Source organism: Streptomyces sp. YIM 130001, assembly GCF_003574445.1.
Lineage (GTDB): Bacteria > Actinomycetota > Actinomycetes > Streptomycetales > Streptomycetaceae > Streptomyces.
In genome coordinates this window covers 206,204-226,226 of the sequence record NZ_KZ984551.1, presented here as the reverse complement: position 1 = coordinate 226,226, position 20,023 = coordinate 206,204, and the positions used below count along the sequence as shown (strand labels likewise).

Annotated in this window: 23 protein-coding genes; 16 read left to right on the top strand and 7 right to left on the bottom strand. The window is 71.1% G+C overall.

The annotated features are described in order from the left end of the window. Positions 1 to 207: 207 nt before the first annotated feature. Positions 208 to 393, top strand: coding sequence for a CsbD family protein (locus DSC45_RS08835; RefSeq protein WP_119288817.1), 186 nt, complete (start codon positions 208 to 210; stop codon positions 391 to 393). Between the two features lie 131 nt (positions 394 to 524). Here DSC45_RS08835 and DSC45_RS08830 read toward each other — a convergent pair whose 3' ends face one another. Beyond that, complete coding sequence (locus DSC45_RS08830; protein ID WP_119288815.1) at positions 525 to 1,385, bottom strand: 3-hydroxybutyryl-CoA dehydrogenase; 861 nt, start codon at positions 1,383 to 1,385, stop codon at positions 525 to 527. Positions 1,386 to 1,639: 254 nt separating this feature from the next. Between DSC45_RS08830 and DSC45_RS08825 the strand changes: the two genes are divergently transcribed. Beyond that, complete coding sequence (locus DSC45_RS08825) at positions 1,640 to 2,881, top strand: glycoside hydrolase family 10-like protein (RefSeq protein WP_119288813.1); 1,242 nt, start codon at positions 1,640 to 1,642, stop codon at positions 2,879 to 2,881. Between the two features lie 183 nt (positions 2,882 to 3,064). Here the strand turns inward: DSC45_RS08825 and DSC45_RS08820 are convergent, their stop codons facing one another. Then, positions 3,065 to 3,250 carry a DUF1918 domain-containing protein gene (locus tag DSC45_RS08820; protein ID WP_119288812.1) on the bottom strand — a complete coding sequence of 62 codons (186 nt, stop codon included), beginning with the start codon at positions 3,248 to 3,250 and terminating at the stop codon, positions 3,065 to 3,067. A gap of 126 nt (positions 3,251 to 3,376) precedes the next feature. Next, positions 3,377 to 4,327 carry a DMT family transporter gene (locus DSC45_RS08815; protein ID WP_119288810.1) on the bottom strand — a complete coding sequence of 317 codons (951 nt, stop codon included), beginning with the start codon at positions 4,325 to 4,327 and terminating at the stop codon, positions 3,377 to 3,379. Between DSC45_RS08815 and DSC45_RS08810 the strand changes: the two genes are divergently transcribed. The 3 genes from DSC45_RS08810 (at position 4,326) to DSC45_RS08800 (ending at position 6,940) form a co-directional block, all read left to right on the top strand. Further along, the gene (locus tag DSC45_RS08810; protein WP_119288808.1) at positions 4,326 to 5,762 is read left to right on the top strand and encodes an aminotransferase-like domain-containing protein; all 1,437 of its coding nucleotides are present in this window, start codon (positions 4,326 to 4,328) and stop codon (positions 5,760 to 5,762) included. The genes DSC45_RS08815 and DSC45_RS08810 overlap by 2 nt on opposite strands. 70 nt (positions 5,763 to 5,832) lie before the next feature. After that, on the top strand, positions 5,833 to 6,249 hold the full coding sequence (locus DSC45_RS08805; protein ID WP_119288806.1) for a GNAT family N-acetyltransferase: 417 nt from the start codon (positions 5,833 to 5,835) through the stop codon (positions 6,247 to 6,249). Positions 6,250 to 6,367: 118 nt separating this feature from the next. After that, positions 6,368 to 6,940, top strand: a complete 573-nt coding sequence (locus tag DSC45_RS08800) for a histidine phosphatase family protein (protein ID WP_119288804.1) — start codon at positions 6,368 to 6,370, stop codon at positions 6,938 to 6,940. Here DSC45_RS08800 and DSC45_RS08795 read toward each other — a convergent pair. Beyond that, positions 6,894 to 7,478 carry a CGNR zinc finger domain-containing protein gene (locus tag DSC45_RS08795; protein WP_119289209.1) on the bottom strand — a complete coding sequence of 195 codons (585 nt, stop codon included), beginning with the start codon at positions 7,476 to 7,478 and terminating at the stop codon, positions 6,894 to 6,896. The genes DSC45_RS08800 and DSC45_RS08795 overlap by 47 nt on opposite strands. A 158-nt stretch (positions 7,479 to 7,636) precedes the next feature. On the opposite strand from DSC45_RS08795, the gene DSC45_RS08790 reads away from it, so the two are divergent. The 3 genes from DSC45_RS08790 (at position 7,637) to DSC45_RS08780 (ending at position 10,452) form a co-directional block, all read left to right on the top strand. Next, complete coding sequence (locus DSC45_RS08790) at positions 7,637 to 8,932, top strand: MFS transporter (protein WP_119288803.1); 1,296 nt, start codon at positions 7,637 to 7,639, stop codon at positions 8,930 to 8,932. 58 nt (positions 8,933 to 8,990) lie between these two features. Then, the gene (locus tag DSC45_RS08785) at positions 8,991 to 9,797 is read left to right on the top strand and encodes a VOC family protein (protein ID WP_119288801.1); all 807 of its coding nucleotides are present in this window, start codon (positions 8,991 to 8,993) and stop codon (positions 9,795 to 9,797) included. Between the two features lie 112 nt (positions 9,798 to 9,909). Then, complete coding sequence (locus DSC45_RS08780) at positions 9,910 to 10,452, top strand: MOSC domain-containing protein (RefSeq protein WP_119288799.1); 543 nt, start codon at positions 9,910 to 9,912, stop codon at positions 10,450 to 10,452. Positions 10,453 to 10,469: 17 nt separating this feature from the next. Here DSC45_RS08780 and DSC45_RS08775 read toward each other — a convergent pair whose 3' ends face one another. Further along, entirely contained in the window at positions 10,470 to 11,126 is a 657-nt protein-coding gene (locus DSC45_RS08775) for a TetR/AcrR family transcriptional regulator (protein WP_119288797.1), read from the bottom strand. An 81-nt stretch (positions 11,127 to 11,207) separates the two neighbouring features. Here DSC45_RS08775 and DSC45_RS08770 point away from each other — a divergent pair, with 81 nt between their 5' ends. After that, positions 11,208 to 11,654, top strand: a complete 447-nt coding sequence (locus tag DSC45_RS08770) for a DUF4345 domain-containing protein (protein ID WP_119288796.1) — start codon at positions 11,208 to 11,210, stop codon at positions 11,652 to 11,654. 73 nt (positions 11,655 to 11,727) lie between these two features. On the opposite strand, the gene DSC45_RS08765 is transcribed toward DSC45_RS08770, so the two are convergent. After that, positions 11,728 to 12,219 (bottom strand): hypothetical protein, encoded by a 492-nt coding sequence (locus tag DSC45_RS08765; protein WP_205571282.1) that lies wholly within the window; start codon positions 12,217 to 12,219, stop codon positions 11,728 to 11,730. A 136-nt stretch (positions 12,220 to 12,355) separates the two neighbouring features. Here DSC45_RS08765 and DSC45_RS08760 point away from each other — a divergent pair, with 136 nt between their 5' ends. Both DSC45_RS08760 and DSC45_RS08755 read left to right on the top strand, forming a co-directional pair. Beyond that, entirely contained in the window at positions 12,356 to 13,015 is a 660-nt protein-coding gene (locus tag DSC45_RS08760) for a TetR/AcrR family transcriptional regulator C-terminal domain-containing protein (protein ID WP_119288794.1), read from the top strand. An 89-nt stretch (positions 13,016 to 13,104) separates the two neighbouring features. Next, positions 13,105 to 14,163: a vWA domain-containing protein gene (locus DSC45_RS08755; RefSeq protein ID WP_119288792.1), complete on the top strand. Its 1,059-nt coding sequence runs from the start codon at positions 13,105 to 13,107 to the stop codon at positions 14,161 to 14,163. A gap of 397 nt (positions 14,164 to 14,560) precedes the next feature. Here the strand turns inward: DSC45_RS08755 and DSC45_RS36280 are convergent, their stop codons facing one another. Continuing rightward, on the bottom strand, positions 14,561 to 15,022 hold the full coding sequence (locus tag DSC45_RS36280; RefSeq protein WP_240434541.1) for a DUF6228 family protein: 462 nt from the start codon (positions 15,020 to 15,022) through the stop codon (positions 14,561 to 14,563). A gap of 37 nt (positions 15,023 to 15,059) precedes the next feature. Between DSC45_RS36280 and argC the strand changes: the two genes are divergently transcribed. From argC to DSC45_RS08730, 5 genes are all read left to right on the top strand, one after another. Continuing rightward, positions 15,060 to 16,088 carry an N-acetyl-gamma-glutamyl-phosphate reductase gene (gene argC, locus DSC45_RS08750; protein WP_119288790.1) on the top strand — a complete coding sequence of 343 codons (1,029 nt, stop codon included), beginning with the start codon at positions 15,060 to 15,062 and terminating at the stop codon, positions 16,086 to 16,088. Between the two features lie 73 nt (positions 16,089 to 16,161). Next, positions 16,162 to 17,319, top strand: coding sequence for a bifunctional glutamate N-acetyltransferase/amino-acid acetyltransferase ArgJ (argJ, locus tag DSC45_RS08745; protein WP_119288788.1), 1,158 nt, complete (start codon positions 16,162 to 16,164; stop codon positions 17,317 to 17,319). Continuing rightward, a complete protein-coding gene (argB, locus tag DSC45_RS08740; protein ID WP_119288787.1) occupies positions 17,316 to 18,230 on the top strand; it encodes an acetylglutamate kinase in 915 nt (304 codons plus the stop codon). Before argJ ends, argB begins: the two co-directional genes overlap by 4 nt. Beyond that, complete coding sequence (locus DSC45_RS08735) at positions 18,227 to 19,447, top strand: acetylornithine transaminase (protein ID WP_119288785.1); 1,221 nt, start codon at positions 18,227 to 18,229, stop codon at positions 19,445 to 19,447. The genes argB and DSC45_RS08735 overlap by 4 nt, the downstream gene beginning before the upstream one ends. A 19-nt stretch (positions 19,448 to 19,466) precedes the next feature. Further along, the gene (locus DSC45_RS08730; protein ID WP_119288783.1) at positions 19,467 to 20,000 is read left to right on the top strand and encodes an arginine repressor; all 534 of its coding nucleotides are present in this window, start codon (positions 19,467 to 19,469) and stop codon (positions 19,998 to 20,000) included. The last annotated feature ends 23 nt before the right edge of the window (positions 20,001 to 20,023 follow it).

Below are 20,023 nucleotides of genomic sequence, written 5' to 3'. Positions count from 1 at the left end.
CTCAGGGCGCCGGACGGCGATCTCCTGGCCGGAACGATACGCAGAGTGGCCGATTCCCGTTCTCGGTCCCCTCACCCAGCGTGGCTGAGAATCGAGGGGTGAGAACCGGCCGGTGCTCCGCGCGCCCCGTCGGCATCCTCAAGATGCGCGTCACCCGAACCGCCCATAGCGTGGCAGCGTCCCAGCCGCACCGAACAAGGAGTGATCATGGGCGACAGCGCCATGGACAAGGCGAAGGGCAAGGCCAAGGAGATGGTCGGCAAGGCCACCGGCGACGACCGGAAGAAGGGCGAAGGCCAGGCCGACCAGGCGAAGGGCAAGATGCGCGAGGGCCTGGACAGCGCCCGTGACAAGGCCGAAGGCGCTCGCGACTCCTTCCGCGACGACAAGTAGGGCGTGCCCCGAGGGCCCGTGAGGCCCTGGCACGCACCGAGGGCCACCACTCGTGAACCGGGTGGTGGCCCTCGCGCGGTCGCGGCGAAGCGACCGAATTCTTACTCCCGGGGATCAGGAGCACCCGGGGATCAGGAGTACGTGTAGAAGCCCGAGCCGGACTTACGGCCGAGCCGTCCGGCGTCGACCATGCGCTGCAGCAGCGGGGGAGCGGCGTAGAGCGGCTCCTTGTACTCCTCGTACATCGAGTCGGCGACGGAGTGGACCGTGTCCAGGCCGATGAGATCGGCCAGTTTCAGCGGACCCATCGGGTGCGCGCAGCCCATCTCCATGCCGTTGTCGATGTCTTCGCGGCTCGCGATACCCGACTCGAACATCCGGATCGCGGAGAGCAGATACGGGATGAGCAGGGCGTTGACCACGAAGCCCGAGCGGTCCTGGGCGCGGATCGCGTGCTTGCCGAGCACCTTCTCGACGACGGCCTCGGCCCGGCTGATCGTCCCCTCCGAGGTGGTCAGTGCCGGAATCAGCTCGACGAGCTGCTGCACGGGGGCGGGGTTGAAGAAGTGGATGCCGATGACGTGATCCGGCCGCGAGGTGGCGACGGCCAGCTTCACCAGCGGGATGGACGACGTGTTCGACGCGAGGATCGCGTCGGGGCGGGTCACGACGTGGTCCAAAACCTGGAAGATCTCGGTCTTGACCGCCTCGTTCTCCACCACCGCCTCTATCACCAGGTCACGGTCGGCGAACTCGCCGAGATCCGTGGTGAAGCTCAGCCGGGCGTGTGAGGCGTCCCGCTCCTCCTCGGAGATCTTGCCGCGCTCGGCCGCCTTGGTCAGGGAGCTGAGCAGTCGGGTACGGCCGAACTCGAGGGCCTCGCCGGTGGTTTCGGCGACCTTCACATCCAGACCGGCGCGGGCGCAGACCTCCGCGATCCCCGCACCCATCTGGCCGCATCCGACTACTCCGACGCGTGCAATATCCCCCATGGGGTCAGTCACCTCGTGCCTCTCGCAGATCTTCGGGCCGACCGGCGCCGTCAAGGAGCGGCGCCCGTCTTCCGGAGCTGGTCTCCCGCCCTCGGTCCGGTCGGGACCGCTTACCGGGGGCGCCGCAAAAGACCTTCGGGGCACCCCTCGAGCCCACGACGGTACTCCGAGGTTCTGTGCATCCGGTGACGGGGGCGGGCATCCTGTGCGGGACCACTGCTGACAGAAGTTGCAAGGGGGTGCATTCGGTGCATATGACGCGCAGGGGCTTCACGGTAGCCGCGGCGGCCGCTCTCACCGGGATCGCGACGGCCGGGGACGCGGCTGCCGCACCCGGCAGGCCCGGGGCTCCGGGGCCGGCGACCGGCCGTCCGGAGTACCGCGGGATGTGGGTGGCCAGTGTCGACAACAGGGACTGGCCGACGACTCCGGGGCAGAGCGCCGAGCAGCAGCGTGCCGAGCTCATCGGGTTCCTCGACACCGCGGTGGACCGCCGGCTCAACACGGTGATCTTCCAGGCCCGCCCGACCGCGGACGCCCTGTGGCCCTCGCCGTACGAGCCCTGGTCCGAGGTGCTCACCGGCGTCCAGGGCCGCGACCCGGGCTGGGACCCGCTCGGTACCGCCGTCGAGGAGGCACACCGGCGAGGCCTCGAACTGCACGCCTGGTTCAACCCCTACCGTGTCGCGATCCACGCGGACCCCGGCAAGCTCTCACCGTCCCACCCCGCACGCCTGCACCCCGACTGGGTACTGCCGTACGGCGGGAAGCTCTACTACAACCCCGGGATCCCGGAGGTCCGCCGCTTCGTCCAGGACGCGATGCTGGACGCGGTCCGCCGCTATCCGATCGACGCGGTGCACTGGGACGACTACTTCTACCCGTATCCCGTCGAGGGCGAGGTCTTCGACGACGACGAGACGTACCGGCGCTACGGCGCGGACTTCCCGGACAAGGCAGCCTGGCGCCGTGACAACACGGACCGTCTGGTGTGCGAGATGTCCGAGCGCATCCGGCAGGTACGCCGCGACGTGCGCTTCGGCATCAGCCCGTTCGGCGTCTGGCGGAACAGGGCGACCGACCCCGAGGGCTCCGACACCGCCGCAGGCGTCCAGACCTACGACGATCTGCACGCCGACACCCGCCAGTGGATCCGGAACGGCTGGATCGACTACATCGCGCCCCAGCTGTACTGGAACATCGGCTTCCAGGACGCCGACTACGCCAAGCTCCTGCCCTGGTGGGCCGAGACCGTACGCGGCACCGACGTGCAGCTGATCGTCGGCGAGGCGCTGTACAAGGCCGGCGACCCCGCGCAGCCCGAGCCCTGGCAGGATCCGGCCGAACTCTCCCGGCACCTCACCCTGGCCAGGGACTTCCCCGAGGCGCGCGGACACGCGTACTTCTCGGGGACGGAGATCCGCCAGGACCCGACCGGCGCGATGGCCAAGGTGGTGGCGGACCACTACCGCAGTCCGGTGCGCCCACCGCGCTGAACGACGTGACGGCCCGGCGGGCATGCCCCGCCGGGCCTCGGCCGTCACCTCTACGATCTGCCGCGCTGGACAGCCTGGGGCCGCGCCCATCCGGCTCCGGCCGGAAGGTGCTCCACCCGCACAGCCACCGCACTCGGCGGCCACTCACGCACCACCGCGTGAACAACGCTTCAGGCCGAACGCCTAGCGCGGATGCGTCACCACGGTGTCCGGCCCGGGAGACATCACCGACTCGTGGCCGTCCTCGTAGCGAATGCGGTACGGGGGAGTGCCGTGATCGCCGAGCACTTCGACGACCTCCGCGATCCGGTCGTGCTGTCCGACGGTGCGGCCGTGCACCAGGAGCTGGTCGCCCACTGTTGCTTCCATGGGACGTGACCTCCTCGTTCGAACGGGGAGAGCGGTACGTGCCCGCAATTCTACGACCGCCCCGCCCGGAAGGACCCGGGAGAACGCGGTCCTTCCGGGCTGCGCAGCGAGCCGGAGTCCGTGCGGTCAGCTGCGCGACCGCTGGGTCACCGCAATGCACACCAGGACGGCGAGCGCGGTCAGCGGAGCGGCCGGGCCCAGGTCCTCGCCGAGCAGCAGCACCGACCAGACCAGCGTGAGCAGCGGCTGCGCCAGCTGCAGCTGGCTGGCACGTGGCACACCGATCGTCGCCATACCCCGGTACCAGACGACGAGGCCGAGGAACTGCGATCCGGCGGCGACCCAGAGCAGCCCGGTCACGCTGTGCGCGGTCAGCTGCACCGGTTCGAAGGAGAGCGCGATCACCGCGCCCGGCACCACCAGTGGAAGGCAGCCGACCAGCGCCCAGCCGATGACCTGCCAGCCCGGCATCACCTTCGCCAGCCGCCCGCCCTCGGTGTATCCGGCCGCGCAGATCAGCAGCGCCGCGAACAGGTACAGGTCCGCCGTGCTCAGCGCGCCCCCGCTCTGCCCGACGGTGAACGCGATCACGGCAGCCGCGCCCGCGAGCGCCGCACACCAGAAGGTGCGCGACGGCCGGGCGCCGGTCCGCAGCGAGGCGAACACCGCCGTTGTCAGCGGCAGCAGCCCGACGACGACCGCCGCATGGGAGGTTGTCGAGGTCTGCAGGGCCAGGGTCGTCAGCATCGGGAAGCCGAGCACGACACCTGCCGCGACCATGGCGAGCCCGCCCCGGTACGCGCGAGCGGGCAGCGGGACGCGCAGGGCGAGCAGACAGGTACCCGCGATCACGGCGGCCAGCACGCTGCGCACGGTCACCAGGGACCAGGGGCCGAAGCCCTCCAGGCCCCAGGCCGTGGCGGGGAACGTCAGGGAGAAGGCGGTGACACCGAGTGCGGCCTGGACGGTGGCTGCCCGTGCGGTCGGTCTGCGGGGTTGCGGGTGCGGTGCGTCGGACGGTCCGCGATCCGTGACCGCTATCGACCTGACTCCGGTAGCGCTATCCTGTGCTCTCATGCAGCAGAGTAGCAGCGTGGCCCAGTTGACGCAGAGCCTGCGGATGGAGATGAACCGCTACTCACCTGGCGGGAAACTGCCATCGAGCAGGGCCTTGGTGGAGACGTACCGGGTCAGTCCCGTCACCGTCTCGCGAGCGCTCGCGCAACTGGTCGCCGAAGGCCTTGTCGTCACCCGGCCGGGGGCCGGAGCCTTCCGCGCCGAGCCGCGGACCGCCGCGGACCCGGCCGGGGACACCTCCTGGCAGGAGGTGGCTTTGAGCGCCGACTCCAGCAACGAACTGGCGCCGCGGTCCGTCGACGCCACCGGCGTCATGGTCAATCTGGTCGCGCAGCCCACCGGCGTGATCGAGTTCAACGGCGGTTATCTGCACCCCGCACTCCAGCCGGAACGCGCCATGGCCACCGCGCTCGCCCGCGCCGGCCGGCGGCCCGGTGCCTGGGGGCGGCCGCCCACCGACGGCGTCCCGGAACTGCGCGAGTGGTTCGCACGCGGCTGCGGCGGAGCCGTCACCGCGGCCGAGGTGCTGATCACGGCGGGCGGCCAGTCCGCGCTCACCACCGCGCTGCGCGCCCTCGCGCCGCCCGGCGCGCAAGTGCTCGTCGAGTCACCCACCTACCCCGGCATGCTGGCCATCGCGCGGGCCGCCGGACTGCGGCCGGTGCCGGTGCCGGTGGACGCCGACGGCGTACGGCCCGAACTGCTCGAGTCCGCCTTCCGCGCCACCGGGGCGCGGGTGTTCGTGTGCCAGCCGCTCTTCCAGAACCCGACCGGTGCCGTACTCGCGGCGGACCGGCGGCGCGAGGTGGTGCGGATCGCGCGAGCGGCCGGTGCCTTCGTCGTCGAGGACGACTTCGTGCGGCGGCTCGCCCACGAGGACGCGGGTACGCTGCCGCCGCCGCTGATCTCCGAGGACCCCGACGGGGTGGTGGTGCACGTCTGCTCGCTCACCAAAGCCACCTCGCCGAGCTTCCGGGTATGCGCCCTGGTGGCCCGAGGACCCGTACTCGAGCGGCTGCGGGCCATCCACATCGTCGAGCAGTTCTTCGTGCCGCGGCCGCTCCAGGAGGCGGCCGTCGAACTCGTCGGATCACCCGCCTGGGACCGGCACCTGCGGAACGTGGCAGGTGAGCTGCGGCTGCGGCGGGACACCATGGTCACCGCCCTGCTCCGGGACCTGCCGGAGCTCACCCCCACCCAGGTGCCCTCCGGCGGCTTCCATCTCTGGGCGCGGCTGCCGGACGGCGCGGACGAGGCGGCCCTGGTCTCCGCCGCCCTGCGTACCGGCGTCGCGATCACGCCCGGGCGGCCGTACTTCTGCGCGGAGCCCACGGCAGGGCATGTCCGGCTGAGCTATGCCTTCCTCGCCTCCGTCGCGGAGATCACCGAGGGCGTACGCCGCCTCGCCACGGCCTGCGCCGAGACGCTCCCGTGACGGCCGAGGCAGATCTCACGCTGTGAAATACGGTGGCCCGCCGATCCGGTGGCCTGCAAATCTTCGCGCCATGAGTGCGTACGAGATCTCCACCGACCCGGCCCGGCTCGACCCGGCCCGCATCCACCACTGGCTCTCCACCGACGCCTACTGGGCACTCGGCCGCAGCCGCGAGAAGCAGGACCGCGCCATCGCGAACTCCCTGAACTTCGGCGCGTACGACAAGGCGACCGGGAGCCAGATCGGGTACGCGCGCGTGGTCACCGACTTCGCGTCCTTCGCCTGGCTCTGCGATGTGTACGTGGCCCCTGCCGCCCGCGGCACCGGTCTCGGTACGGCCCTGGTCACGGCCGTCCGCGACGAGCTGCAGCCGTACGACCCACGCCGCATCCTGCTCGCCACGAACGATGCGCACGGGGTCTACGCGAAGGTCGGTTTCGAGCCGCTGGCCCACCCGGAGAACTGGATGGCGCACTTCTTCGCCTGAGCCGAGCCACGTGCCGTCGGCGCCGCCTCGCAGCAGCCCGCACGCCGGCAGGCCCGGCACCGGGTGCCGGGCCGAGGGCCCCCTTGACCACCGGAGCGCCTGCCTCCACGATCACCGCATGCACGTTCGGGTCACGCTCATAGCCGCCGCGCGCAACTCCTCGCTGCTCGCGGAGCGCTTCGACGACGACCGGCCGCTCGACCAGACCGGCTGGCACGAGGTGCAGCTCGCAGCGCACGCCCTCGTCCCGCTCGGGGCCGCCGAGCTGCGCTACTGCTCGCCGTCGGCGCGCAGCAGGGCGACCGGCGACGCCCTCGGCTTCGCGCCCCTCGCACAGCCCGCCCTGCGCGACTGCGACATGGGGCACTGGCGCGGCTACACCCTGGCCGACGTCACCGCCCGCGATCCGGCCGCGGTGGACGCCTGGCTGAGCAACCCGCGTTCGGCGCCGCACGGCGGCGAATCCCTGCTCGCGTTCATCTCGCGGGTCGGCCGGTGGCTTGACACCCGGCCGATGGACGACGGCAGCCGGATCATCGCCGTCGCCGAACCGGGCGTGGTGCGCGCCGCCCTCGTCTACGCCCTCAAGGCGCCGCCCGCGACGTACTGGAACATCGACGTCCGGCCGCTGTCCACGGTGAGTCTCACGGGGCAGGCGGGCCGCTGGAGCCTGCGCCTCGACGCGGGGTGACCCGCTCCTCGCCTCGCGGCCCGATGCCGGCCGCGGCGCGGTTGCGGCGGTGGGCGGCGACGCGCTCGCGGGTGGCGCAGCGGCGGGAACAGTAGCGCCGGTCCGGGCCGCTGCCGCGGGTGATGAACACATGTCGGCACACCGGCGAGGCGCACACTCCGCCCGGCGGCTCCTGCCGGTCCCAGACGAGCACGGTCAGCGCGAGGCAGGACGAGGCGAGCAGCCACTCACCCCACGGCGCCTCGTCGTCGCTGTCGAGGTGCGGGTGCCAGGGGCTCTCGCCGTGGTGCGAGCTCAGCCGCAGCGCACCGGTGCCGCGGGCGAGCAGCCGGTTGAGGCGGGACGCGGCGAGATCCACGTCGGTGGCCTCGAAGACCGCGCGCAGCTCCTCGGCCGCGAGCCGGAGATCGGCGACATCCGCGGTGCTCAACCGGACCGGCGCCGGTTCGCCGTACTCGCACAGCACGGCCGCCACGGTCTCGGGCTGCGGCTCCTCGGGACTGAGGGCGTTCAGCAGGGCCACGGTGCGCCGGGCCAGGGTGAGGACGGAATGGCGGGTGGACCACTCGTGGCGCGCCGGGCCGGGCGCTGGTTCCGGCGCATGGGGCGTGGGTCCGGTGGCTGATCCGGGCGGGGGCATGCTGCCAAGGTAACGCTTGTGGCGCACCTTTCCGTTGCGCTCGTAACGTCTCCGAGATGAATCAGCGTTACGCCTGGCCGCGTCACGTGACGGGGGCCACCCTCGCTCGCGTGGGCGACGAGATGTCGGGGCCGGCCCTGCTCCTCGCCGGGCTCGCGGTCTCGGGGTCCGCCTCGGCCGCGGGTGCGCTGCTCGCGGCCGCGACGGTGGCGGCCGCGGTGGGAGGGCCGGTGCTCGGTGCTCTCCTCGACCGCTCGCCCGCGCCGGGCCGGCTGCTCGGCCTGGCCGTCCTGGGGCAGGGCGCGGCTCTCGCGGCGGTCGTCCCGGCCCTCGGGGCCGCCCCGTACGCGGTCGCCGTGCTCGTTGCCTTCGGTGCGGGGCTGCTCAGGCCCGCCCTGTCCGGGGGCTGGACCTCGCAACTGCCCTACGTCGTACCGGAAAAACGTCTGGGCCGGGCCGCGACGGTGGACGCCATGACGTTCCACGTGGCGTCCCTCGCCGGTCCCGCCCTCGCTGCCGTCGTGGCGGCCCGACACGGCGCGGCGCCGGGTCTGCTGGTGGCCGCGGCCCTCGTCTGCGCCGCGGCGTCGGTGGCCCGGTGGCCCGGCCCGGGTGGAGGCGCCAACTCCCTTCGCCGGTACGGCAGTCAGAAGCGCAGGCGGCCCGGCGAGACCTCGCGGTGGCGTGCGGCGGCGCGTCCGGGCGGCGAGGTGCGGCGTTCGGTGCGCGCCCTTGTACGGGAGCTCGGCGACGGATTCGCGGCCGTGGGCCGGAGCCGGGTGCTGGCAGGGGCCACCGTGGCCACGACGCTGTCCTGCGCCGCGGAGGGGCTGTTCGTCGCGAGTCTTCCGGTGCTCGGTGAGCGGGTGTTCGGCGCGGCTCCGCACGGCGTACTGCTCATCGCCGCCACGGCCCTGCCCGCACTGGCGGCCAACGGGGTGCTCGCCCGCAGACCCCGACTCCTGCACCCCGAGCGGATCCTCACCGTCACCCCGCTCGTCCTCGCACTGGCCGTGATGCTGACCGCCGTACTCGATCCGCTGGTGGTCGTCCTGGCCATGCTGCTCGCCGGCGCGGCCGAAGGGCCCCAGCTCGCCGCCCTGTTCGCGATCAGGCACCGCGCCGCGCCCGCCGGGCTCCGCGCCCAGGTCTTCACCACCGGCGCCAGCCTGAAGCTCGCCGGATACGCCTGCGGCGCCGCCGCGGCCGGCCCGCTGTCGGACCGCTCGCTGCCCGGCGCGCTCCTCGCCGCGGCGGGCGTTCACACGCTCGCGGCCCTGAGCGCAGCACTCCTGCTGGCCCGCAGCCGACGCGCGCCGACCCATCGGCAAAGCGGACGGGAACTGGCCTAGATGATGCCTACCGTTCAGCGACGACGACCACCCAGGGCCCCGTGAGAGGACAATCCCCATGAGCGTCATCGATGTGAACCAGCCCGACGGCACTCCCACCTGGACCGATCTCGATGTCTTCACCGACGAGACCGCACGCGCCCAGGACTTCTACGGCTCCCTGTTCGGCTGGGAGTTCCGCACGAGCCCCGAGCGGGGCGCCGGATACGTCATCTGTCTGCTCCGGGGCCGGGCCGTCGCGGGACTCAGGCCGAGCGCCTCCGGGCACGGATCCGGTCCGGCAGGTCTCAACGCCCCTTCGGAGCCGCGCCGTTGGCGCATGTACTTCGCGGTCGACGACTGCGACGCCGCGACCGCCCGTATCGTCGCGGCCGGCGGCAGCCTCGCCGAGGGCCCCAACGAGGCCGGCGAACTCGGGCGCCACGCGCTCGTCGCGGACCCTCAGGGCGCGGAGTTCGGGCTGTGGCAGGGGCGCCGTTCGCCCGGCTGCGAGCTGGTGAACGAGCCGGACACCCTGGTCCGCCAGGACCTCGTCACCCCCGACGCCGGTCCCGCCCGTGCGTTCTACCCAAAGGTCTTCACCTACACCCTGGACCGCAACGACGATCTGCCGGACTTCGACTTCACCTTCCTGCGCCGCCCGGACGGGCACGAGGTCGGCGGCATCTTCGGGAACCCGAAGGCCGGAACGGCCGCCTGGCACACGGTGTTCGAAGTGGCGGACGCGGACCGTTCGGCGGAGCGCGCCCGCACGGCGGGAGCCGAGGTGAGTGCGGTCACCGACTCGCCGTACGGCCGCACGGCCGAGATCGTCGACCCGCTCGGCACCGCGTTCGGGATCATCGCAAGGCCGCCGGTCGGCTGACCGGGACGCGCCACCGGCGAGGCCGCACCCCAGCCTGCCGCGTCACCAACCTCCCTGGACACGCCCTAGAGTTGGCGGTGATCGGGTGTGTCGAGGCGTGGGGGCGTAGGACATGGGCGGGACAGTCACGGCGGTCAGCAGCAACGGCGAGTACTCGTTCACCAAGCCGAACCGGGAGTGGATCAGACTGCTGACCGGCCTCGGCGTGGAGGGCGATGTGCACGCCGGCGTGACGGTGAAGCACCGCTCGCGCATCGCCCAGGACCCCACCCAGCCGAACCTCCGGCAGGTCCACCTCATCCACGAGGAGCTCTTCGCCGAGGTCGGGGCCGCCGGCTTCGACGTCGTACCCGGAGCCCTCGGCGAGAACGTCACCACGCGCGGCATCGACCTGCTCGGCCTGCCCGCCGGCACGCTGCTGCGCATCGGCACGGAGGCCGTCGTGGAGGTCACCGGGCTGCGCAATCCGTGCGTACAGATCGACGCCTTCCGCGACGGGCTGCTGAAGCAGGTCGTCGGTCGCGACGACAGCGGAAACGTCGTACGCAGGGCCGGGATCATGAGCGTCGTCGTGGAGGGCGGCGTGGTGCGCCCGGGCGACGAGATCCTGGCGGAACTGCCGGCCGGACCGCATCGGCCTCTCGACCGGGTCTGAGCCGCTCGGCGGCCGGGTCACGCCTCCGGGGAGCCCGTCCCCGAATCCGTACCTGCCCGCATGCCCGATCGCGGCCAGTCCGGCGCCGGATCCTCGTCCAGGAGCGGCCGGATCGCGCCCAGTACCGCCCCGATGCAGACATCGCGCAATTCGGCGCGTGTGCAGGTCTCTTCGGTCAGCCAGTCGACGCACAGCACCTGAACGAAGACCAGCCAGCCGTTCAGCACGCCCGACACCGCGCGGCGGGATCCGTCGTCCATCAGCGGCAGCGCGCCGAGCAGACGCTCGCGGAGCGCGGCCAGCTCGTCGGTCATGATCGTCTGGATGGCGCGGTCGCCGGCGAGCACACGGTTCGCGGCCAGCACCGTGTTGCGGTTCTCGGCGAAGTACTCGATGTGTGCGTCGAGGCCCTGGGTCAGCTGCTCGACCAGGGTGTCCGCGGGATCGAGCCTGGTCCGCTCGAGCAGTTGCGCGGCCACCTGCCGGTAGAGCGCGGCGAACAGTTCGCGCTTGCCAGGGAAGTGGCGGTAGAGCAGCGCGCGGGAGATTCCCGCCCGGGTGGCCACGTCCTCCATGAGGACGTCGTCGTAACTCCGTTCGGCGAAGAGCCGGGCGGCGACGGTGAGGATCTGGTCACGGCGGGCGTCGGGGGTCAGTCGCTGGCGGGGAGGCACGTCCGCACTCTACTTGACACGTGTCTACTAGTGCCGCCTATGCTAATAGACACGTGTCAACCAGCGAGGAGTGTGGCGGTCATGTCCAAGGTCAGGGCTTTGCGACTGCTCGCGTCGGTGATGGGGTACGCCTGTGTGGCGATCGGCCTCTTCCATGTCCTGGGCGGAAATCTGGCGATCCCCGGCGCGACCTCGGCGGGGGCCACGGTCGACAGCCTCGGCCGGTTCCTCGGCGCGATCTTCGCCGGGTACGGGATCGCCTGGCTCTGGGCGGGCCGGCAGTCCACCGTTCCGGCTGCGGCGGTGCGGTTGCTGACCGCGGTCTTCTTTCTCGGTGCGCTCGGCCGACTGCTCTCGCTGGCCGTGGAGGGGCGCCCGCACTGGTTCCAACTCGCCTTGGGAGCGCTGGAGTTGGTGATGTCCCCGGTGCTGTTCTGGCTCGCGGACGCCGACGAGTCGGCGCAGCGCGGCCGTACGGCCGAGGGCGTCCCGCCCGCCGCTGCCCCGCACACGAGCTCCGAGGGCTGACGGAGCCCTCTTGGCCAACTCCGGCTTGGCGCAGGCGAGTTGCCGGGCGCCCATCCGGCCGTGCGCCGAGGCGCTAGGAGGTGCGCGATGGTGCCCTCCGGCCGGCTCCCGCCGTTGCCTCGTCGGTGACGGAGGGCGGGGTGTCGGCGCGTTCCCTGCGGAGCAGGACCACCGCGGCGAGCCCCGCCAGGCAGGGCAGCAGGCCGAGCAGTCCATAGGGGAGTGGCAGTACCCGCTCGTACGGCGCCGAGGCGTAGGTCAGGCCGAAAAGCGCCATGCACATCCCCGCGGTGAACAGGGTGCCTGCGAGCACCGGAGCGCGGCGTGAACCGCGGCCCGCGGAGCGGATCGCCCACAGCCAGCAGGGAATGCCGAGGAGTCCGACGGTGCCCAGGTAGACGGTGATCGCGGTGCGGTCCTTGGCCACCTCCGTGGCGGGCCAGTTCGGATAGGCGTCGCGTACGTGACCGGCGATGCTGTCCGCGGTGGCCAGGTCGACCAGCGGAACCGCCGCCACTGCGGCGGTGAGGGCCAGTCCCAGTTGCATGACGGTACGGGAGTTCACGGTCGTCGCCCCTTCGGGTCACAGGGATTCTTACGTCGTAAATTTCGCCTCCAGGTTATATTTACGCCGTAAGAATGGTCAACCTGGATCCCTGGCGCCCGGCGCCGGTGCGTCCAGCACGGAAGGAGGCGGTGACATGGCGGCCAGGAGGGCGCGCGGTCACAGCGCAGGGCTCACGCGGCAGGCGATTCTGGAGGCGGCGCTGGCTCTCGCCGACCGCGAGGGCCTGAAGGCTCTGTCGATGCGCCGGCTCGGCGAGGCACTGGGCGTGGAGGCGATGACCCTCTACCACCACGTTCCGAACAAGGCTGCGCTCCTGGACGGCATGGTCGAGCAGGTGGTGGCTGATGCGGTGCCCGGAGGGTTCGAGACCGCCAACTGGCAGGAGGGGCTGCGTACTTACGCGGAGTCACTCACGGCGGCACTCGCCGAGCATCCGCACGTGGTCCCCCTGCTGATGTCCCGGCCCGCGGTGACGCCGCGCAATCTGCAACTGATGGAGGACGTGGTCGGTGCGTTGTACGGGGCGGGGTTCAGCCTGCGCAGGGCGCTGGACGTGGTGTACGCCGTGACGAGCTTCGTGATCGGCCATGCCGCGACGCAGGCGGGCGCCGTCGAGGGGGAGAGTGCCGACCTCGCCGACGTGGACGCGGAGACCTATCCGCTTCTTGTCCGAGCCGCGCAGGAGTCGGGTGCCGCGCCGGCCGCGGAGCGCTTCGACTTCGCGCTCGGCGCGCTGCTGTCCGGGTTCGAGCGCGAGGTTGCACCGCCGGAATCGGTGTCCGGCGGCCGTTGAGAGGTGCGGTTCTCGCTCCCAACTCCGTTGTCAGTGCCTCCGCATAGAGTGAATACGTCACTCGGGAACTCCGGAGGGGGAGCCAAGTCGTGTCCGTCAAGAAGATCCAGCACAAGGTGAATCACGTAGCGCTGGTAGTGGACTGTTCGGGTTCCATGCGCCCGCACCAGGATCAACTCGTCCGTGTGGTAGACGAGTTCGTAGCGGGCCTCAAGGCGGAATCGGACAGTCTCGGTCACGAAACCCGGATCAGTCTCTATTCCTTCGACCACAGGGTGGAAAACCTGGTCTGGGACATGGACGTCAAACACCTGCCGTCGATGCGCGGCCTGTACCACGTGGACAACGGCGCCACGGCCCTGATTCAGGCATCACTCAAGTCCCTGGACGACCTGGGCCACATATGGGAGGAGTACGGCGAGCACAGCTTCCTCCAGATCGTGGTGACGGACGGCGAGGAGAACGCCTCGGGAGGCGACCGGCGGCACGACGGTGACATGGCGATCCTCGGCCCCTGGCTGGACAGGATCGCGGCGAAGATGGGTGCGCTGCCCGGTCACTGGACCTCGGCGATCCTCGTGCCGAATTCGCTGGCCAAGCGCACCGCGCAGAACTACGGCTTCCCCGCGGGGAACATCGCGATCTGGGACGCGGACTCCAAGGAGGGCGTCGAGGAGGCGATCGGCACCGTGCGCGCCGCCGCCACCAGCTTCCTGCGCGGGCGGGAACAGGGCGTGCGCGGGACGAAGAACCTGTTCGCCGTCGGCCAGGACATATCGGTGGACGAGGTGCGGGCGAATCTCGAACCGATTCCCGCCGACCGCTATCGGCTCCTGAAGGTCGACAAGGAGGCCGAGATCCGCCCCTTCGTCGACTCGCACCCGGGCGTCACGTACGAACGCGGCGCGTGCTATTACCAGTTGGGTGCGCGCGCCCAGGTGCAGGCGAACAAGGAAGTCGTCGTGGTGGAAAAGGACACCGACCGCGCTTATACCGGAGACGCCGCCCGCAGCCTTCTTTTCGGCACTGGAATCCAGGGCACCGTCTCGGTCAAGGCGGGGAACAACCCGAAACTCGAGGTCTACGTCCAGAGCCGCTCGGTGAACCGGAAACTCAAGCCGAAGACCCGTCTCCTCATCATGCTCTGAGTTCCTTGAATTCCACGCGCTGAACTTCGCTCACTGAATTCCGCTTTCTGAATTCGGTACCCGGCGGCCGGTCACGTGATCCAGCGTGTCCGGCCGCCCCGCTCGGTGGGTTGAGCGGATGTGAGCTGATGACCGCCGGCCGAACCGCCTCCGCTCGCTGCTGTGGGCGGGACTCCAGGAAGGCGTGCATGTGTCCGGTGAGACGGCGCATGTCATCCCCAGCGGCATGCGTGGTCATCACGTTGAAGCGCCAAGCGCCAAGCGCCAAGCGCCAAGCGCCAAGCGCCAAGCGCCAAGCGCCAAGCGCCAAGCGCCAAGCGCCAAACGGCCGCGGGCACGGGGTCGTGGAGCCCCCACGGCAACCGGACGCGCGCCCCGGCGTGCTCGTTGGCCAGGGTCAGGTCGCCCTCCAGGCGCGCCATGTCCGGGCGCCTGTCCATCCTCGAAACGCTTCCGCCGGCTCGGCAGGGAAGATGCCGGGACGGTCACCGGCCCAGGTCGTCACCGTCGTCTCGACATGCACCGACTGGCCCCGAGCCGTCACGAGGAAGTCGCGAATCGGGTCGCCGCGCCATTCCGGACAGGTGCGTGACAATCGGTGGCAGCGCAGGAAGACCTCGCCGCCCTTACTGCCTCCGACCTGGCCGTCCGGCCGTTCTCGTCTTCCTCCGTCACGGGTGCGGGGTGCGGGGTGCGGGCCCCGGACCGGGCGCTCGTCCCGAACGGCCAGGTCGCCGTCGGGGAGGCTGCCGCGCGGCGTGCCCGGAATCCGTCGCCTGGCGAGCGCCCCCGAGGCCTGGGACGCTGCCTCCCGGGCGCGCGAGGCGGCGCCCCCGTATCGCGTTGTATAAAACTGCATGCTTGCGTATAGTCATGCCATCGATGAGGAGGATCCGATGGCGGTACGTGCAGCAGTGGCCGGAGCGAGTGGATACGCGGGTGGGGAACTCCTGCGCCTGCTGCTCGGGCACCCGGGAGTCGAGATCGGCGCCCTGACCGGGCACTCCAACGCGGGACAGCGCCTGGGTGCACTGCAGCCCCACCTTCTGCCGCTCGCCGACCGCGTCCTGGAGCCGACCACCACCGAGGTCCTCGCCGGACACGACGTGGTCTTCCTCGCACTGCCGCACGGACAGTCCGCCGCGGTCGCCGCGGAGCTCGGCCCCGACGTCCTCGTCGTCGACATGGGCGCGGACTTCCGGCTCGAGGACGCGGCGGACTGGGAGAAGTTCTACGGTTCGCCGCACGCCGGCACCTGGCCCTACGGACTTCCCGAACTGCCGGGCGCCCGCGCCGCGCTGGAGGGGTCCAAGCGCATCGCGGTGCCCGGTTGCTATCCGACGGCGGTCTCGCTCGCGCTCTACCCGGCGTACGCGTCGGGGCTCGCCGGGACCGAGGCCGTGATCGTCGCCGCGACCGGCACCTCGGGCGCGGGCAAGGCGCTCAAGCCGCATCTTCTCGGCTCCGAGGTGATGGGCTCGATGTCCCCGTACGGCGTGGGCGGTGTGCACCGGCACACCCCGGAGATGATCCAGAACCTGAGTGCCGCCGCGGGGGAGCCGGTCACCGTCTCCTTCACGCCGACGCTCGCCCCGATGCCCCGCGGCATCCTCGCCACCTGCAGTGCGAAGGCGACGGAGGGTGTCACGGCCGAGTCCGTACGCGCCGCCTACGAGAAGGCCTACGCCGACGAGCCGTTCGTCCACCTGCTGCCCGAGGGGCAGTGGCCCACGACCGCCGCTGTGTACGGCTCCAACGCGGTCCAGATCCAGGTCGTACTCGATGAGAGCGCGGGCCGTGTGATCGCGATCAGCGCCATCGACAACCTGACCAAGGGCACCGCGGGCGGCGCCGTGCAGAGCATGAACATCGCGCTCGGCCTGCCCGAGGAGAGCGCCCTGCCGGCCACCGGCGTGGCGCCGTGAACGCCCCCGGAGCCACGACCACCACACCGGCGCCGCCCGCCAGCATGAACGCGGAAGTGAACGAGGAGACACAGTGAGTGTGACGGCAGCAGGGGGCTTCACCGCCTCCGGCATCGCAGCAGGCATCAAGCAGAGCGGGGACCCGGACCTGGCCCTCGTGGTCAACAACGGCCCCCGCCTGGAGGCCGCCGGCGTCTTCACCTCCAACCGCGTCAAGGCCGCGCCCGTCCTGTGGTCCGAGCAGGTCGTCAAGGGCGGTCGGATCTCCGCAGTGATCCTCAACTCCGGTGGCGCCAACGCCTGTACGGGACCACAGGGCTTCCAGGACACCCACGCCACCGCCGAGAAGACCGCCGACGTCCTGCCGGGTCACAGCGCCGGCGAGGTCGCCGTCGCGTCGACCGGACTCATCGGCGAACTGCTGCCGATGGACAAGCTCCTGCCGGGAGTGGAGAAGGCCGCCGAGGCCCTGTCCGCGCACGGCGGCGAGAAGGCGGCCATGGCCATCAAGACCACCGACACCGTGCACAAGACGGCGGTGGCGGGCGGCGCGGGATGGACCGTCGGCGGCATGGCCAAGGGCGCGGGCATGCTCGCCCCCGGTCTCGCCACCATGCTCGTCGTCCTCACCACCGACGCCGATGTCGAGGCAGCCACCCTGGACCGCGCCCTGCGCGACGCCACCCGGACCACCTTCGACCGGGTCGACTCCGACGGCTGTATGTCCACCAACGACACCGTCCTCCTGCTCGCCTCAGGTGCGGCCGAAGTCGCCCCGGAGTACGACGAGTTCGCCGAGGCCGTCCGTACCGTCTGCGCCGACCTCGCCCGGCAGCTGATCGGCGACGCCGAGGGCGCGAGCAAGGACATCCGGATCGAGGTGGTGAACGCCGCGAGCGAGGACGACGCCGTCGAGGTGGGCCGCTCCATCGCCCGCAACAACCTGCTCAAGTGCGCGGTCCACGGCGAGGACCCCAACTGGGGCCGGGTGCTGTCCGCGATCGGCACCACGTCCGCCGCCTTCGACCCCGACCGGCTGGGCGTCGCCATCAACGACGTATGGGTCTGCAAGAACGGCTCCGTCGGCGAGGACCGCACCGGCGTCGACATGCGCTTCCGCGAGGTCAGGATCACCGCCGACCTCGCCGCCGGAGACACCGAGCCGGTGGTCATCTGGGCCAACGACCTGACCGCCGACTACGTCCACGAGAACAGCGCGTACAGCTCATGAGTACGCGAAAGCACACGGCACTGCCCAAGGCCCAGACCCTCATCGAGGCGCTGCCCTGGCTCACCCGCCACCACGGCAAGACGGTCGTCATCAAGTTCGGCGGCAACGCCATGATCGACGAGGACCTGAAGGCGGCCTTCGCACAGGACGTCGTCTTCCTCCGGCACGCCGGCCTGAAGCCGGTCGTCGTGCACGGCGGCGGTCCGCAGATCAGCGCGCAGCTCGACCGGCACGGACTGGTCAGCGAGTTCAAGGCGGGCCTGAGGGTCACCACACCCGAGGCCATGGACGTGGTCCGCATGGTGCTCGCCGGCCAGGTGCAGCGCGAGCTGGTCGGCCTGCTCAACCAGCACGGACCGCTCGCCGTCGGTCTCACCGGCGAGGACGCGCACACCATCACCGCGACCAAGCATCAGCCGCGTATCGACGGCGAGTTGGTGGACATCGGCCGGGTCGGTGAGATCACCGGCATCGACACCGGCGCGATCGAGGCCCTGCTCGCCGACGGCCGTATCCCGGTCGTCTCCTCGATCGCCCGCTCCGAGGACGACGGACACGTCTACAACGTCAATGCTGATACGGCGGCTGCGGCACTCGCTGCGGCGCTCGACGCCGAGACGCTGATGGTCCTGACCGACGTCGAGGGGCTGTACGAGGACTGGCCGAACAGCGACGAGGTGATCAGCCGCCTCACCGCCAAGGAACTGGAGAAGCTGCTCCCGGACCTGGCCAGCGGCATGGTCCCGAAGATGGAGGGCTGTCTGCACGCCGTGCGCAACGGCGTACACACCGCGCGCGTCATCGACGGCCGGGTGCAGCACTCGATCCTGCTGGAGATCTTCACCGACGAGGGCATCGGCACCATGGTCGTGCCCGATGCCGACCCCACGAGCAAAGGTGTGGACGCATGACGACCACCGAGAACGGCACGTACGCCAAGCGGTGGCAGGACTCCCTGATGAACACCTACGGAACCCCGCAGCTCTCCCTCGAGCGCGGCGAGGGCACGAAGGTGTGGGACGCCGACGGCACCGAGTACACCGACTTCGTCGGCGGCATCGCGGTCAACGCCCTCGGACATGCGCACCCGGCGGTCGTCCGTGCGGTCAGCGACCAGATCGCGACGCTCGGCCAGATCTCCAACTACTTCGCCTCCGAGCCGGTCGTCGCACTCGCCGAGCGGCTGCTCCAGCACTTCGGCCGCGCGGGCCGGGTCTTCTTCTGCAACTCGGGCACCGAGGCCATGGAGGCGGCCTTCAAGATCGGCCGCCTTACCGGCCGTTCGCACATGGTGGCGGCGCAGGGCGGATTCCACGGCCGGTCGATGGGCGCGCTCGCACTGACCGGGCAGGACGACAAGCGGGCTCCGTTCGTACCGCTGCCGGGTGACGTGACGCATGTGCCGTACGGCGACGTGGAGGCGCTGCGCGGCGCGGTGACCGAGGACACCGCCCTGGTCGTGCTCGAGCCGATCCAGGGTGAGATCGGTGTGCTGCCGCCTCCGCCCGGCTACCTGCGGGCGGCCCGTGAGATCACCGAGGCCACCGGAACCCTCCTGGTGCTCGACGAGGTGCAGACCGGCATCGGCAGGACGGGGCACTGGTTCGAGCATCAGGCCCACGAGGGTGTGCTGCCCGACGTCGTGACGCTCGCGAAGGGGCTCGGCGGCGGGCTGCCGATCGGCGCCACCGTCGCCTTCGGCGCCGCTGCCGAACTGCTGAAGCCCGGCAACCACGGCACGACGTTCGGCGGGAATCCGGTCGCCTGCGCGGCAGGTCTCGCCGTGCTCGACACCATCGCCGGCGAAGGGCTGCTCGACCACGTCAAGCGGGCCGGCGAGCGGTTGCGCGGTGGAATCGAGTCGATCGGCCACCCACTCGTCGGCCAAGTCCGTGGCGCAGGGCTGCTGCTGGGTATCGTGCTCACCGAACCGCTGGCACAGCAGGTGCGGGCGGCGGCTCAGGACGCGGGGTTCCTGGTGAATGTGGCAGCGCCCGACATCGTCCGGCTGATGCCGGCGCTGACGATCGGCGACGACGACGTGGACGCGCTGCTGCGGGCGCTGCCCGGCGTCCTCGACCGGGCCGAGCGGGCCGCGAGGGCCCAGCAGGCCGACGGGGAAGGATGATCCGGAGAATGGGACGACGATGAGTCTGCAGGAGAACGAGCAAGCGGGAGCGGCCGTGCCGCAGACCCGTACCGCCCGCCACCGCCGGATCGTGGACATCCTCAACCGGCAGGCGGTGCGCTCCCAGAGCCAGTTGGCGAAGCTGCTCGCGGACGACGGGCTGACCGTCACCCAGGCCACGCTCTCGCGCGACCTGGACGAGTTGAACGCGGTCAAGATCCGCAACAACGACGGGGATCTCATCTACGCGGTGCCGAGCGAGGGCGGATTCCGCACCCCGCGCGCCCCGTTGGGGGAGTCGGCGAAGGAGGAGCGGATGCGGCGGCTGTCCGGGGAGCTGCTGATCTCCGCGGAGGCGTCGGCGAACCTCGTGGTCCTGCGGACACCGCCCGGTGCCGCGCAGTTCCTGGCCTCGGCCATCGACCAGGCCGAACTGCACGACATCCTCGGCACCATCGCCGGCGACGACACCCTCATGCTCATCAGCCGGGAGCCGGACGGCGGCCAGGCGCTCGCCGACCACATGCTGCACCTGGCACAGGACGCGCACTGACCTGTGCCTCCGGCCCGTCCCGT